Annotated in this window: 8 protein-coding genes; 7 read left to right on the top strand and 1 reads right to left on the bottom strand. The window is 39.8% G+C overall.

Translation table 11 applies throughout. The annotated features are described in order from the left end of the window. Window positions 1–72: 72 nt before the first annotated feature. On the bottom strand, window positions 73–1,398 hold the full coding sequence (locus tag IFO69_RS21195; RefSeq protein WP_192012157.1) for a DUF6600 domain-containing protein: 1,326 nt from the start codon (window positions 1,396–1,398) through the stop codon (window positions 73–75). A gap of 464 nt (window positions 1,399–1,862) precedes the next feature. On the opposite strand from IFO69_RS21195, the gene IFO69_RS21190 reads away from it, so the two are divergent. The 7 genes from IFO69_RS21190 (at window position 1,863) to IFO69_RS21160 (ending at window position 15,463) form a co-directional block, all read left to right on the top strand. Next, window positions 1,863–2,903, top strand: coding sequence for a LacI family DNA-binding transcriptional regulator (locus IFO69_RS21190; RefSeq protein ID WP_192012156.1), 1,041 nt, complete (start codon window positions 1,863–1,865; stop codon window positions 2,901–2,903). A 582-nt stretch (window positions 2,904–3,485) separates the two neighbouring features. Further along, window positions 3,486–6,557 (top strand): SusC/RagA family TonB-linked outer membrane protein, encoded by a 3,072-nt coding sequence (locus tag IFO69_RS21185; protein WP_192012155.1) that lies wholly within the window; start codon window positions 3,486–3,488, stop codon window positions 6,555–6,557. 12 nt (window positions 6,558–6,569) lie between these two features. After that, window positions 6,570–8,198, top strand: a complete 1,629-nt coding sequence (locus IFO69_RS21180; RefSeq protein ID WP_192012154.1) for a RagB/SusD family nutrient uptake outer membrane protein — start codon at window positions 6,570–6,572, stop codon at window positions 8,196–8,198. 276 nt (window positions 8,199–8,474) lie between these two features. Beyond that, a complete protein-coding gene (locus IFO69_RS21175) occupies window positions 8,475–10,769 on the top strand; it encodes a GH92 family glycosyl hydrolase (RefSeq protein WP_192012153.1) in 2,295 nt (764 codons plus the stop codon). A gap of 54 nt (window positions 10,770–10,823) precedes the next feature. Further along, window positions 10,824–11,702 (top strand): ROK family protein, encoded by an 879-nt coding sequence (locus IFO69_RS21170; protein WP_192012152.1) that lies wholly within the window; start codon window positions 10,824–10,826, stop codon window positions 11,700–11,702. Window positions 11,703–11,740: 38 nt separating this feature from the next. Beyond that, window positions 11,741–13,150: a sugar MFS transporter gene (locus IFO69_RS21165; protein WP_192012151.1), complete on the top strand. Its 1,410-nt coding sequence runs from the start codon at window positions 11,741–11,743 to the stop codon at window positions 13,148–13,150. 3 nt (window positions 13,151–13,153) lie between these two features. Then, window positions 13,154–15,463: a GH92 family glycosyl hydrolase gene (locus IFO69_RS21160; RefSeq protein WP_192012150.1), complete on the top strand. Its 2,310-nt coding sequence runs from the start codon at window positions 13,154–13,156 to the stop codon at window positions 15,461–15,463. Window positions 15,464–15,479: the final 16 nt, after the last annotated feature.

Genomic DNA, 15,479 nt, shown 5'->3' with positions numbered 1-15,479 from the left:
AAAAGCATGGTCAGACCCCCAACCATGCTTTTAGTAATCTATCACCTAACATTAAATCTTAATCTCTTTTCATCAGTTGTTTCCTCTGGATCTGCTATTTGAACTCCTTGATGAAGCACTGTTTGATGAGCTTCTGCTTTTATTGGTAGAAGTACTACTTCTTTTAACTGTCGATGTGCTTCTATTGTTTGAACTATTGCTTGGTCGGCGAACTTGTCTGTTAGCAGGTTGACTAGGTCTGCTTACTCTGCTTTGCTTCACCTCCTTTGAAGACTTTACGTGTACATCAGTTGGTTTTGCCCTGTTCTCTACAGGTCGGTTTTGCCTTTTTATTTCAGCATTCTTAGAATATGACCCGCTTTGGTTTCTGTTGCCATAAGGTTGGGTTTTAGTGACCTTCTGTCCTCTAGAATAGCCAGTGGAGCTTCTGCCACTGCCATTATAAGTGCCTGCAGGACGCGCGGTCCTAGAAGGTTGGTTGACATTGGTTTGTCTTCCGGAGGTAACTGTATTGGATCTGCTGTTGTTTCTGGGTGCACTGACATTCCCTCTAGAGTTGGAACTACTGTTCCTTCCACTAATGGCGGCTCTGCTCGACCTTGCCCTTTCAGGGGAAGTTATTGTTCTTGGTTTAGCATTATTGCTCCTGTCATTTCTAGCTACTCTTACATCAGGACGATATACATTCAACGAACTTCTCGATACATTGGCTTTTCCTGGTTTTTGACTACTGTTAACCTTATATACAGGTACTCTTCCTCTGCTGTATCTCTCCACATCTCTTCTGCTAGGGCCGGAGATATACCTGTTTCTGTTGTATACTACTGTATTGTTAATTATAGTAGTTCGATTGTAGATGTTAACAACATTTCTTCTAGGAGCACAATATCTGTAAACATGCCTGTGGGTAAATCTTCTTTGAGGGACAAAGACCCAGTGGAAACTCGGGATTCCAATATTTACACTTACTGAAAAGCCTGGTGTCATTGGTGCCCAGCCGTAGTAGCCTCCTCCTGTTCTCCAGTTTACCCAGGCAGGTCCCCATTCGTATCCTGGAACCCAGGCCCAACCATAGTATTCATCGTAGAACCATCTTCCGTAGTGAAAAGGTGCCCAGCCCCAATCGTAATAAGACACCCAGGTATTGCCATACTCTGTCATTACCCAGTGTCCATTGGAGTTATATGGGTGGAAATTTCTATCGGCATAAGGGAGCCAAATATAGCCGTATCTGGAATCTTCTACCCAGTCTCCATAAGGAGCTAATTCATCATAAAATACTTGAAAAGATACTCCGACTGGAGTGTCTGCTTTGGCGTTTTTAGGGTTTACAAGTGTAATCGCCAACCACATAATCAGGGTGACTCCCAACCATTTTGTTAATTTTTCCTTTTTCATCTTCAGTGTGGTTTAGTTTTGAATTTTACAACGAGATATTTATCGGTTGGTTCACTTTGTCTTTCTGTTTACCCAATTACTTAGTCAACTTTATTTGAGTAATTTGATATATTAGTTGATTTAGCGAAAACCGTTCCAAATTTGAATTAAAAGAATCATTGCGTTTAATTTTAAAATGACTAAATTGTTTTAACACTGAGAATTGAGATGTTTTTTTCTGGAGAAATATTTTTATTGATTCCTGAAAACGAAAGAGAAATGGAGATTTCGAATCTTTGAAATTATTTGAAAGCTAATTTTGATCAGGAAGAATTAAAAAAGGAACATGACTTCTTACATTCCTATGTGTTTAAAGGAATAGGCTCATCTCTGTCTTTAAATTTTAAGAAAATAGATTATATTTGGTATTTAGCGAAAAATGCAGGCAATGATCCAAAGCCGATTCTTAAGCTCAATCTCACATAATGCAAAGAAAAAAACACTCGATAAAAGCAATAGCCAAGGAGCTAAATATTTCTGTGACTACTGTTTCATTTGTACTTAATGGTAAGGCAGAGGAAAATAGAATAAGTCAGAAACTCATTGATAAAGTTCAAGCTTATGTCAAAAAGATAGGCTATCGGCCCAGTCAGTTGGCAAAGAGTCTTCGAACGGGAAAATCAAACATCATTGTTTTTATGGTAGAGGATATTTCTAACCCCTTCTTTGCCACCATTGCTAAAATGATTGAGGATAGGGCTTTTTTGGATGGTTACAAAATTATTTACACCAGTACCAATAATGACCCTGAGAAAACGATTGGCTTGTTGAGTATGTTCCGAGACCTTCAAGTAGATGGATACATTCTTACTCCTCCCGTTGGAATGGATATCAATCTTATTGAGGAATTGTCTAAAGACAGAAACCCGCTGATTTTATTTGACAGGTATATTCCAGAGGTGGACTGCAGTTATGTAGTCATAGATAATTACCAAGGAGCCAAGCAAGGGCTAGATCTCTTTTTGAAAAATGGTTTGAAGGAAATCGGTTTTGTTACCATTGATTCAGATCAATCACAGATGCACGATCGTCGTGAAGCTTATGAAGAGATGTGTAAGGCTGAAAACCAAAAAGAAAGGATTCTAAAAATTCCATTTGACACTTATTCATCCCAGCAAACCGAGGAAGTGATGGAAGACTATTTTAAGAGTAACCGCGATTTGGAGGCTGTGTTTTTTGCAACTAACTATTTAGCCATGAAAGGAATGCAGGTGTTGAAGCAGTTGAAAATCAAAATCCCGGATGATTTGTCGGTGATAGCCTTCGATGATAACGAATTTTTTAAATTCAATACACCATCAGTTACCAGTATTGTTCAACCAAAGGATGAAATTGCTCAGGGGTTGATTCAGTCCATGTTTAAACTTATCAATACGGAACAAGAAGAAAGATCAGCCACAAAAATAGTTCTTCAGGCCTCATTAAAGGAAAGAGAGTCCTCCAACAAAAACCGAAGTGCTGGATAAGAGTATAATTGTTTAAAGATTCTTTTACTCAGAAATAGGTATAGGCTTTGAAAAATCCCAGAACCATTTAATGGTTCTGGGATTTTTGTTTTTAAAGGATAGAGGAGTATATAAATGCTGGATGTGAGCAAAAAAGTTGGCATACAATACAAGTATAGAAAAAAAATAATGATGTTTTTTTGAGAAAAAATCGGGTTTTTCATGGTGTGATTTTAATTTTTTTAATAAAACGAGAATAAGTTTAACGTTTGTTTAATTAATGCTTGTTGAGATGGGGTGATTTTCATTATTAGGTGGAATGAAAAATAATATTTAAAATTTCGGAATTAGAGGCACCTGTGGTGACCTGATAAATTGGAGGGATCAAGTACGTTTTTGAATATATATTTGTATATCCTAATACTTTTTTTGCAATGCTTAAATTTAGGTAAATTCCTAAATCGGTTTTGCATTTTTACTAAAAGGGTTTAGCTTTATCGCGCTGATTTAATTGTATCATATTAGTACAATTGTACAAAATGTATTCTTTTGATACACTTTTTAATTAGCGTTTATTAATTATTAACCCAAACCCAAGATTTAATGAACGAAAAGTTACCAGTTGCCACCGTGCCTGGTGGTAACATCACTTCAAACTTTCGGGGACTAAGAGGAGGCTTTTTATTAATGCTTCTCTCAGGCGTAGTCGGTTCTTTCTCTTCTGCAGAAGGAAAGACATTTATCGGAAAAGAAATATCCGATTCTAATTCTCCAATACCTTTTCATATCACAGCAAAAGAGGTTATCGGGGTCGTAACAGACGAATCTGGAGAACCATTACCAGGGGTGTCGATTTTAGAGAAAGGAACAACCAACGGTACGGTGACAGATCTTGATGGTAAATTTTCCATCAATGTGGCATCGAATGAGTCGATTTTGGTTTTTAGCTTCATAGGTATGGCCAGCCAAGATGTCCCAGTAGGGAGCCAATCGACTTTGAAAATAGAAATGGCATCAGATACTGAGTCATTAGAAGAATTTGTCGTGATTGGTTATGGTTCTCAGAAAAAGCGTGAGATTACTTCTTCTGTGGCCAATGTGGGGGAGGAAGACTTTGTCCAAGGCGGAATGAGGTCACCAATGGAATTGATCCAGGGTAAAGTAGCTGGATTGAATATCAACAGAACCCAAGGAAGTAATCCGAATGGGTCTACAGATATTCAACTGAGAGGGTTGACCTCAATTGTAGGAACAACAAGTCCCTTAATTGTAATTGACGGGATTCCTGGAGGTAGTTTGGATTTGCTCCAGCAGGACGATATTGAGTCGTTTGACGTATTGAAAGATGGTTCTGCGGCGGCCATTTATGGTACCAGAGGTAATGCCGGGGTGATTTTGATTACAACTAAAAAAGGGAAATCAGGACGTTCTCAGTTTGATTATTCTACCTATTTCCAGAGAGAATACGTGGACAAGAAACCTGATTTTCTTACAGCGGATGAATACAGGGGTTTGATTGATCAAGGGTTGATCGATGAGGTCAATGACCTAGGTCATTCAACGGACTTGTATGATATGCTGTTAAATAAGCAGAATCTAAGTCAATACCATAATTTTGCTGCCTCAGGTGGAGGAGAAAATTCCAGTTATAGAGCTTCATTCTATTTTAATGACGCAGAAGGCATAGCCAAGGAAAACAGTAGAAGGCAATTTGGAGGCCGGATCAACTTCAACCAGACTGGCCTAAACGACCGATTAACTTTGGCTGCTAATATGGCTACCAACTTCAATAAAGCCAATTTACTTGGTGGGGGTACAGGAGATTTTGAACAAGCTATTCAGAGGAATCCAACTGCACCTATTTTTAATGAAGATGGATCGTTTGTGGAAACCCAAGCTTATAACAACTACAATCCACTTTCTAGGTATGCCAATAGAATTAGCGAAAGAAACCAACAAACATTCTCAGGAGATGCACGTCTTTCCCTGAAAATCATTGATGGTTTGACTGCTTCCGCTTTTGGTGCTCATGTAAGGGATACTTACAATGACAGGTATTACCAATCGATGAATGACTTCGCAAACCGTCCCACTTCTGATTATCAAGGAATGGGTTATGCATCCAAGTATAATTATTTAAGATGGACAAATACTTTTGAGTCTACCTTAAACTATAAGAGAATGTTTGGAACTGATCATTCATTGGATGTAATAGGTGGTTACAGTTATCAGTATTTCACCACAGAAACTTTCAATGTTAATAACAATGGTTTTACAACTGACGGATTTTTAGATTGGAACCTCAGTGCGGGTAGCGCGATCAATAATACCCAGTTGCCCAGGCCTGGAATGGACAGTTTCAAAGAAGATAATACATTGATCGCTCTTTTTGCGCGGGCTAGTTATTCCTTTCAAGAGAAGTATTTTGCCCAAGCAACCATCAGAAGAGAAGGTTCATCAAGGTTTGGTGCCAATCACAAGTGGGGTAACTTTCCAGCGGTTTCAGTAGGTTGGGAATTGACCAAAGAGGAGTTTTTAGCCAATAGTGCTGCCGTGAATAACCTTAAAGTTCGTTTGGGATATGGAGTTACAGGTAACCAGGGGATTGGAAACTACAACTCTTTAGTGACTCTTTCTACTGGAGGTGTTTACCCGCAAGAAGGGATATTTTATCAAACATATGGAGCTGCAAGAAATCCAAATCCAGATTTAAGGTGGGAAAAGAAAAGGGAGTGGAACTTAGGTTTTGACTTCTTGCTTTTCAATAACAAGCTAGGAGGCTCTTTGGATCTTTATAATAGAGAGACAGTTGACTTGCTTTACAATTACACGGCTCAGCAACCTGCTTTCGTGAGAAGTACGTTATTGACCAATGTAGGTAGTATCAACAATAAAGGAGTAGAATTATACTTGACCTCTACTATTATCCAAAACAGTGATTTCAGTTGGAGAGCAGATTTAACTGCCAATACTCAAAGAAATAAGGTTACCTCACTTTCTAATGATGTATTTACCATTTCGTGGATTGAAGATGGTGGACTCCCTAGTCCTGGGAACTTGGGTAATGCCATCAGAGTAGAAGAAGGTGGTATAGTTGGTAATTTCTATGGAAAACGCTTTGCTGGTTTTACTGAAGATGGAAAATGGCAATTTTATAAGGCTGATGGCTCTATCGGTGGGGCAGGAGATATGGCCCAAGAAGATTTGACGATAATCGGAAATGGGGTACCTAAGTATATGGCATCATTGAACAATACCTTTACCTACAAGAATTTTGACTTGACACTTTTCTTTAGAGGTAAGTTTGGTTTTGATATTTTAAATACCAAGGATCTTTATTTTGGAAATAAAAGATGGTTGCCCAACAATCTGTTAGAAAGTGCGGTTACGACCCATGCTGAATTGGATGATGACCCACAATATTCAGACTACTATTTGGAAAAGGGAAACTTTGTGAAGTTGGATAACCTGACTTTAGGCTACAATTTCAAACTGCGAAGCGAATACGTGAGGAACCTAAGAGTATACGCAACTGGAAGAAACCTACTGACGATTACAGGATATTCAGGTATTGATCCTGAGTTGCAGGATGTAGGTTTCAATACAGGTATAGATGGTAGAGGTTTTTACCCAAGAACCAAATCATTTTCACTAGGGGTTAAAGTTGGATTTTAAAGCGCGGTAATCATGAAAAAATATATCAATAAAATTGCAGCAATCCTTACACCGGCCGCTTTACTGGGTACTGTAGCGTGTATGGATTTAGATGAAACTATATACAGTGAACTTTCAAAGGATAATTTCTACAACAATAAAGTGGAAATTATGCAAGGTGTGTTGAGACCATTTACTCATATGCAGGCATGGTTAGCACCTACTGGCCAAAGTGGTTATTATTATCATGGAGAATTGGCTGCAGACCAAGTGGCTTGGCCACAAAAAGGAAGGCACGGCTATGATGGAGGTGATCACATTCGTTTACATTATCACGAGTGGACTGCTCAGGAAAATAGGCTTAGAAGTGCTTGGTCTTTGATGTGGGCAGGCCTTGGATATGTCAATTCTGCTTTGCAAGATCTTCAGGATGTTGATTTTGTGGAGGCTGGCTTGACAGAAGAGGACAAGCAATCGATCCTTGCGGAAGTAAAAGTGATGAGAGCTTATCACTACATGCGCATCATGGATATGTGGGGAAATGTGCCTATTGTGACTACTGTAGGGGAGCCGACAAACCCGCCAACAGCAAGCAGGGAGGAAGTTTTTGCCTTTGTAGAGCAAGAACTTTTAGACAATGTTGAGTTGCTACAACCACTTTCCCAAGAGATGGTGGGGCGGGTTTCAAAAGCCGCAGGATACGCTATGCTTTCTGAATTGTACCTTAATGCAGAGAAATGGGCAGGTACAGCCATGTGGGATAAATGTATCGAGTACAGTGATAAAGTAATTGATGGTGAAGGAGGAAGTCTTAATGGAAGTATGGAATTGGACCCAGATATTTTAGGGCCTTTTAATAATACAAATCACCTTTCTTCAGAAAACATTTTCCAATTTGCCTTTAGCCGCCAAGGTGGATTTACATTCAGTTGGGGTGGGTTCTATTTTGGTTATAGTAATATGTCGGAAGCTTTGGATGTGACTTTCAGTGGTTGGAATGCTTTTGTGGTCATCCCAAGTGCTTTTGATGCTTATGATGAAAATGATCTTCGCAAAGAAGAGTGGTTCCTCTTTGGTCCGCAATATAAATATGGGACTACGGATCCGATTATTGCTACCGAGGAATATGATGGACAGCCTATGGTTTATGTCAATTCAATCAGAAGAAACAGTGAAGGTGCTACTGGTGAAGGAAGTATGACTGAGGGAGAAGAAAACAGTGGGGCAAGGTTCAATAAATATCGTTCCGGGACAAAAGAAGACGAAAACTATCAGGAGAATGATTATATCATTTATCGCTTGACAGAGATTTACTTTAATAAAGCCGAAGCTTTGATGCGTCAAAATGGTGGGGCTGCTCCTCAAGAAGCGGTTGACTTGATCAATGCAAGTAGATCACGTGCTTTTACCGCTGCTGATTGGGCAACAGAAATGTACACCACTTCATCGTTGACTTTGGACGAGCTGTTGGCAGAAAGAGGTAGGGAGTTTATTTTCGAAGGGAAGAGAAGGACAGACCTGATCAGGTTTGGTAAATTCACCACTGCTAATTGGTGGGATCATGAACCTAGCAATGATGCGAATATGGAACTTTTTCCTATTCCGCATGTCCAAACTGCTTTGAATCCGAATTTAGTGCAGAACCCTGGTTACGCAGAATAAACAATTTCACTTTTAGGGAAATCCCATCCGATTCTTCGGATGGGATTTTTTTATGATTTTAAAAGTAGCAGATCAATCTCCAAATCTTATTTTAGTTTGAAGAAAACAGCTTTTAAATTTATTATAATAAAACTAAAAGGTTTTAGCTTTTTAATATTTAGATAATATATTTGTAATTATGAACATTTTTAAATGGTGAAAAATGTTTATGGAAGAATTTATAAAAAGGAGAAAAGGTTTGAAGACCTTATAAAACCCCAATTAACAATAATCATTATGAAAAAAATATGGACGAACGTCATCGCCCTGATGGCTTTAGCCCTTACTGCAAATGGCCAAACCCAACTGATCCAACAGGTAGATAATCCGGTAGATTATGTCAAACCGCTTATGGGAACTGATTCCAAGCCTAGCATGTCCAACGGTAATGTTTACCCTGCCATTGCCTTGCCATGGGGAATGAACTTTTGGACCCCCCAGACTGGTACAATGGGGCATGGATGGGCTTATACTTACAATGCGGACAAAATCAGAGGATTTAAGCAAACCCATCAACCTTCACCCTGGATGAATGACTATGGTCAATTTGCGATCATGCCCATTACTGGTGAGCTTAGGTTCAATGAGGATGAAAGGGCAAGTTGGTATTCCCATAAGTCCGAAACAGTAAATCCATATTACTATAGTGTTTACTTGGCCGACCATGATATCACTACTGAGATTGCACCTACAGAGAGAGCGGCAAGGTTTAGATTTACCTTTCCCGAGACAGAGAATGCATATGTAATTTTAGATGCATTGGATAAAGGATCCTCTGTTCAAGTGATTCCAGGTGAAAATAAAATCATTGGATATACTACAAAAAACAGTGGAGGGGTACCAGATAATTTCAAAAATTATTTTGTGATTGAGTTTGATAAAGCTTTCACTTTTCAGCAGACCTTCAAAGATGGCGAACTACAGGATGTTTTAAAGGCCGAAGCCGACCATACTGGAGCTGTTATTGGATTTAAAACGAAAAGAGGTGAGGTTGTCAATGCTAAAGTGGCATCATCATTTATCAGTTATGAACAAGCAGAGCTGAATCTGAAAGAGATTGGAAGTGATGATTTTGATACCGTAAAGGAGAAGGGCAGAGCGATTTGGAATGAAGAGTTGGGAAGAATCAAAGCTGAAGGAGGTACTGAAGATCAAATGGAGACTTTTTACTCTTGTCTTTACAGGTCCCTGCTGTTCCCGAGAAAATTCTTTGAATATGATGCCAGTGGTAATGTAGTTCATTACAGTCCATACAATGGTGAAGTTCTACCAGGATACATGTTTACTGATACTGGATTTTGGGATACATTTAGGTCTCTATTTCCTTTTCTTAATTTGATGTATCCTGAGCTGAATGCTCAGATGCAGGAAGGGTTAGCAAATGCTTACAGAGAAAGTGGATGGTTGCCGGAGTGGGCTAGCCCTGGCCTTAGAAGTGTAATGGTAGGAAATAATTCAGCCTCAGTTGTGGCAGATGCTTATTTGAAATACCAGGGAGATTATGACTATGACATCGAAACACTCTATGAAGCAGTAATCCATGGAGCCAATAATGCGGGGCCACTGACTGCTGTTGGTAGGGCTGGTGCAGAATATTATAAGGAATTGGGTTATGTGCCTTATGATGTTGGGATCAATGAAAATGCAGCCAGAACCTTGGAGTATGCCTATGATGATTTTACCATTTATCAATTGGCAAAGGCCCTTGATAAGCCTAAAGAAGAAGTGGAGCTTTATAAGTCTCGTAGCTTAAATTATAAAAAGCTCTTTGATCCGGAAACCAAAATGATGAGGGGAAAAAATAAGAATGGTGAGTTTATGGCTCCGTTTAATCCTTTCAAATGGGGAGATGCTTTCACTGAAGGAAACAGTTGGCATTATACCTGGTCAGTTTTTCATGATATTCAAGGGCTGATGGAATTGATGGGAGGAAAAGAAGCTTTTGTCAATCAATTGGATCAGGTGTTTTCTTTGCCTCCTGTTTTTGATGAAAGCTATTATGGTGGCGTTATCCATGAGATCAGAGAAATGCAGATTGCCAATATGGGACAATATGCACATGGCAACCAACCTATCCAGCACATGATTTATCTGTACAATTACGCAGGTGAGCCTTGGAAAGCCCAACATTGGGTAAGGGAGACCATGAACCGTATGTATCGCCCCACTCCTGATGGATACTGTGGAGATGAAGATAATGGCCAGACTTCAGCTTGGTATGTGTTCTCTGCGATGGGCTTTTATCCAGTTTGCCCTGGTACAGACCAGTATGTTATCGGAGCACCATTGTTCAAGAAGATTACTGTGAAATTGGAAAATGGTAATGAGTTGGTGATCAATGCACCTGATAACAGTTCGGAAAACAAATACATAGAAGGCTTGAAAGTGAATGGAAAAGATTATTCCAAAAACTGGCTAAGCCATAAAGAACTGATGGAAGGAGCAGAGTTGAATTTCGAAATGTCCGCTTCACCAAACAAAAAGCGAGGAACGAAGAAGGGAGATTTCCCTTACTCTCTTTCAAACGAATAATAAAATAAAAATGGTACAAAGGAGGGCAGCTTTATGCTGCCCGAAGCTTTGCTTATGAATATAGAAAAAGTCATAGGGGTAGACATAGGAGGTTCTCATATCACTGCGGGGTTAGTTGACCTACATTCCAATGTTTTGGACAAGGATTCATTGGTACGCCGTAAGGTCAATTCTTCAGGGTCATCTGCTGCCATTATTGATGAATGGAAAGAAGGCATATCCTCAGTTACCCATGGAACTGGGGCAAATATTAAAATTGGAATTGCCATGCCAGGACCATTTGACTACCCCAAGGGAATTTCATGGATTAAAGAGCAGGGCAAATACGATTCATTATATGGGTTGCCTGTTAAGGAACTTTTGGCTAAAGCATTGGGGATGGACTTGGCCGATATCCATTTTGAGAACGACGCTGCCTGTTTTTTACAGGGAGAAGTAGCAGCTGGAGCTGCAAAAGCTGCTGGGCGCGCTATTGGCCTAACTTTGGGAACAGGACTTGGAAGTTCGAGGTATCATGGAGTTTTTGCAGAAGATGCTGCTTTATGGTGCAGTCCTTTTCAGGAAAGTATTGTGGAGGAATATGTGTCTACTAGATGGTTTGTCAATACTTACTACAAGAAGACAGGAAAGCATATCAAGGAAGTGAGAGAGCTTACTTCCAAAGAAGAAAACAAGGAGGTGGCCAAGGAAATTTTCAAGGAGTTTGGTGAAAACTTGGCTTTGTTCCTGAAAAAATTCATACAAAAAGAACATCCAGAAGTTATTGTGTTAGGGGGAAATATTACCAAAGCAGAAGCTTTGTTCGTCCCTGTCATCCAACAAGAACTGGCCAGTTCTGGCCTGAATACTCTAATAAAAATAACAGAGCTTGGTGAACAGGCAGCACTCATTGGTGCAGCTTGTAGCTGGCAGAACAGTCAAAGCACATTTTAATAACCCATAAAAATTATAAAACCTAATTCAATAGACCCATGGCGTCAATTAGTAGTGTAACTCAAGAGACCGGAGATAATGTAGAATTTGACTCTGGCCAAAAATATTTTGGTCCTTTGTTTTTAGTGACCATGCTGTTTTTTATGTGGGGATTTATCACCTGCATGAACGATATCCTTATCCCACACCTTCAGCAGGTATTTACTTTACAAAACTGGCAGGCGATGTTGATACAAACCGCCTTTTTTGGAGCCTATTTTATCATTTCCCTAATTTATTATATTATATCTATAACCAAAGGTGACCCGATTGGTCGAATAGGTTACAAAAATGGAATTATCTTAGGACTGATCATTTCAGCCGCCGGATGTTTGTTTTTCTATCCAGCAGCAAGCTTTGAGAGTTATGCTTTTTTCCTATTTGCCCTGTTTGTATTGGCATCAGGAATCACCATTCTCCAAATTGCAGCGAATCCATATGTGACCATTTTGGGTAAGCCCTCGGGGGCATCCAGCAGACTCAACATGACCCAGGCTTTTAACTCTTTGGGAACAACCATTGCACCGATTATAGGGGGATATTTAATATTTGGAGCGATAGGAGATTTGGATATTTCAGCTGATGCGGTGAAAATGCCTTATATAGCTTTGGCGCTGACATTGTTGTTTATCGCGTTGATTTTTAAGCTATTTAAATTACCTGAGGTCAATGCCCAAGGCGTAATTGTATCGGATAGCGGAGCATTGAAGCATCGTCATTTGTTTTTGGGGATCATTGCTATTTTTGCCTATGTGGGCGGTGAGGTGACCATTGGAAGTAATCTGATCAATTTTGCAAGGTTACCTGAAATAGCAGGATTGGATGAAGCGGAAGCCAGTCATTATTTGGCTTTGTTTTGGGGAGGGGCTATGGTAGGAAGGTTCTTTGGAGCGGTAGCGTTAGCAGATTTTAAGAACAACCTAAATCGTTTTTTAATCATTGGAGGAATAGCCCTTTTGGCCTTTGTAACCATTATAAATGTATATGATCAGGAGATGGCTTTGTACGCTTTGGCATTTATTGGACTTAATATTTTGGTTATCATCATTGGTAGATTTATTCCAAACCGTACGCTCTGGTTATTTGGATTGAGTGTTTTGGCACTCTTGGCTGTTGGGCTTGTGGCGAAAGGTCAGCTGGCACTTTGGTCCATTGTAGCAGTAGGGTTGTTTAATTCCATCATGTTTCCAACCATCTTTTCTTTAGCCATCAAAGGTTTGGGAAAATATACAGCCCAAGCTTCATCGCTATTGGTAATGGCCATTGTGGGAGGAGCCGTAGTGACACCGATTCAAGGCCTAGTAGCTGATTTGTCAGGAAGTGTACAGCTTTCATTTTTGGTCCCTATGATTTGTTATGTATATATTGTCTTTTATGGCTTTAATGGATACAAACCCAAGCATTCTTAATTTATGAAAAAAGTTCTCTCGACCTTTTTGATGGGGGTAATGGTTTTACCAGGATTTGCCCAAGAACTGGACTTTACAAAATATGTCGACCCCATGATTGGTACGGCCAAGATGGGACATACTTACCCCGGGGCTACTGTTCCTTTTGGAAGTGTTCAGCTAAGTCCTGACACAGATACTATTTCCTATGAAGTGAATGGTAGGTACAATGGAGAAGTCTATCGCTATTGTGCAGGTTACCAATATGACGACCCCACCATTGTTGGGTTCAGCCATACGCATTTTAGTGGTACAGGACATTCCGATTTGGGAGACTTTTTGATAATGCCTACCAATGGTCCACTGCAACTTAATCCGGGGACTGCTTCTGCTCCAGAGACTGGTTATCGTTCAAGGTTTTCCCATGAAAAGGAAAACGCTTCTCCAGCCTATTATCAGGTGGAGCTAGAAGACCATGGTATCAATGCCGAGTTGACAGCAACCAGTCGTGTTGGGGTTCATCGGTATACTTATTCCGAAGGTAAAGATGCTCATATAATTTTGGACCTAATGTCTGGTATCTACAATTATGAAGAGAAAAATGTCTGGACTTTTCTTAGGGTAGAAAATGATACTTTGGTAACGGGCTACAGGGAAACAACAGGCTGGGCAAGAACTAGAAAAGTGTTTTTCGCTTTGGCTTTTGACAGGCCGATAAAAGAGTACGGAAATAAAAAATATGATCAAAAACAGGCGTACAGAGGTTTTTGGGGACGTTTCAATGAAACCAAAAACTTTCCAGAAGTTGCAGGTAGGCAAATTAGAGCTTACTTTGATTTTGATCTAAAGGATGGGGAATCATTGGTGGTGAAATTGGCCTTGTCACCAGTAAGCACTGCAGGAGCGATCAAGAATATACAGGAAGAAACTCCAGGTTGGGACTTTGATGAAATCCATCAGCAGGGAGTTGATCTTTGGAATAAAGAACTGAACAAAGTAACGGTAGAAACCATCAATGAGGCGGATAAGGTTAACTTTTACACAGCCATGTACCATGCTTTTTTAGGGCCAACACAGTATATGGATGTGGATGGAGCTTATCGTGGACTGGATATGAATGTGCATCAAGCGGATAACTTTGTGAATTATACGAGTTTTTCTTTATGGGATACCTATCGCGCACTTCACCCGCTTTTCAATGTGCTCCAACCTGCCAGAAATAGAGATATGATTCAATCCATGTTGGCACATTTTGATCAAAGTGTACATCCCATGCTGCCCATTTGGTCGCATTATGCCAATGAGAACTGGTGCATGATCGGCTACCATAGTGCTTCGGTGATTGCTGATGCAGTGGTCAAAGGCAATGATGATTTTGATTTGAAGCATGCTTTGGATGCGGCTGTTCAAACTGCCGAAACTACTTATTTTGATGGAATAGGGGCTTATATGGAAAATGGTTATGTACCGGAAGACCTTAGTGGTGCTTCAGTATCCAAGACGTTAGAGTATGCTTATGATGATTGGGCCATTGCGCAGATGGCTAAGAAAATGGGAGAAGAGGAAATTGCAGAGAAGTTTAGTCAAAGAGCGGAAAATTACAAAAATGTATTTGATATGAAGTCCGGGTTTATGCGTCCAAAACTACAAGATGGTAGTTGGAAACAGGGATTTGATCCATTGGATACGCATGGCCAGGGGTTTATCGAGGGAAATGCCTGGAACTATAGTCTTTATGTTCCCCATGCTCCTAAAACGATGATTGATATGATGGGTGGGCAGCAACGGTTTACTGAGCATTTGGATTCCTTATTTACCATGGATCTTCCCGATAAGTATTTTGCCAATACGGAAGATATTTCCCGAGAGGGAATTATTGGAAATTATGTGCATGGCAATGAGCCGTCCCATCATGTAGTTTACCTTTATAATTGGACTAAACAAGCTTGGAAATCACAGGATAAGATCAGAATGATTTTGCGTACCATGTACAAAAATGGTGAGGATGGGCTCGGGGGCAATGATGATTTTGGTCAAATGAGCGCTTGGTATATTTTCAGTGCCTTGGGATTTTATCCAGTAGCACCAGGATCTGTTGATTATGCTTTGGGCAGTCCATTGGTAGAGGAAGCCACAATTAATTTGGAGAATGGCAATACTTTTATCATTGAAGTCAATAATCAATCGGATAAAAACGTTTATGTGGATAAGGTATTGTTAAATGGAAAAGTGTTGGAAAAACCTTTTATTCAACACCAAGATATTATGGCAGGGGGGACATTGAGCTTCTATATGAGATCAAAACCGAATAAAAAGATTTTTTCCAAGGATTAATCTATTTCTATTTATA

This window comes from Echinicola arenosa, assembly GCF_014841125.1.
GTDB lineage: Bacteria > Bacteroidota > Bacteroidia > Cytophagales > Cyclobacteriaceae > Echinicola > Echinicola arenosa.
The sequence above is the reverse complement of the archived record's forward strand: the minus strand, read 5'-3'. Positions and strand labels throughout refer to the sequence as shown.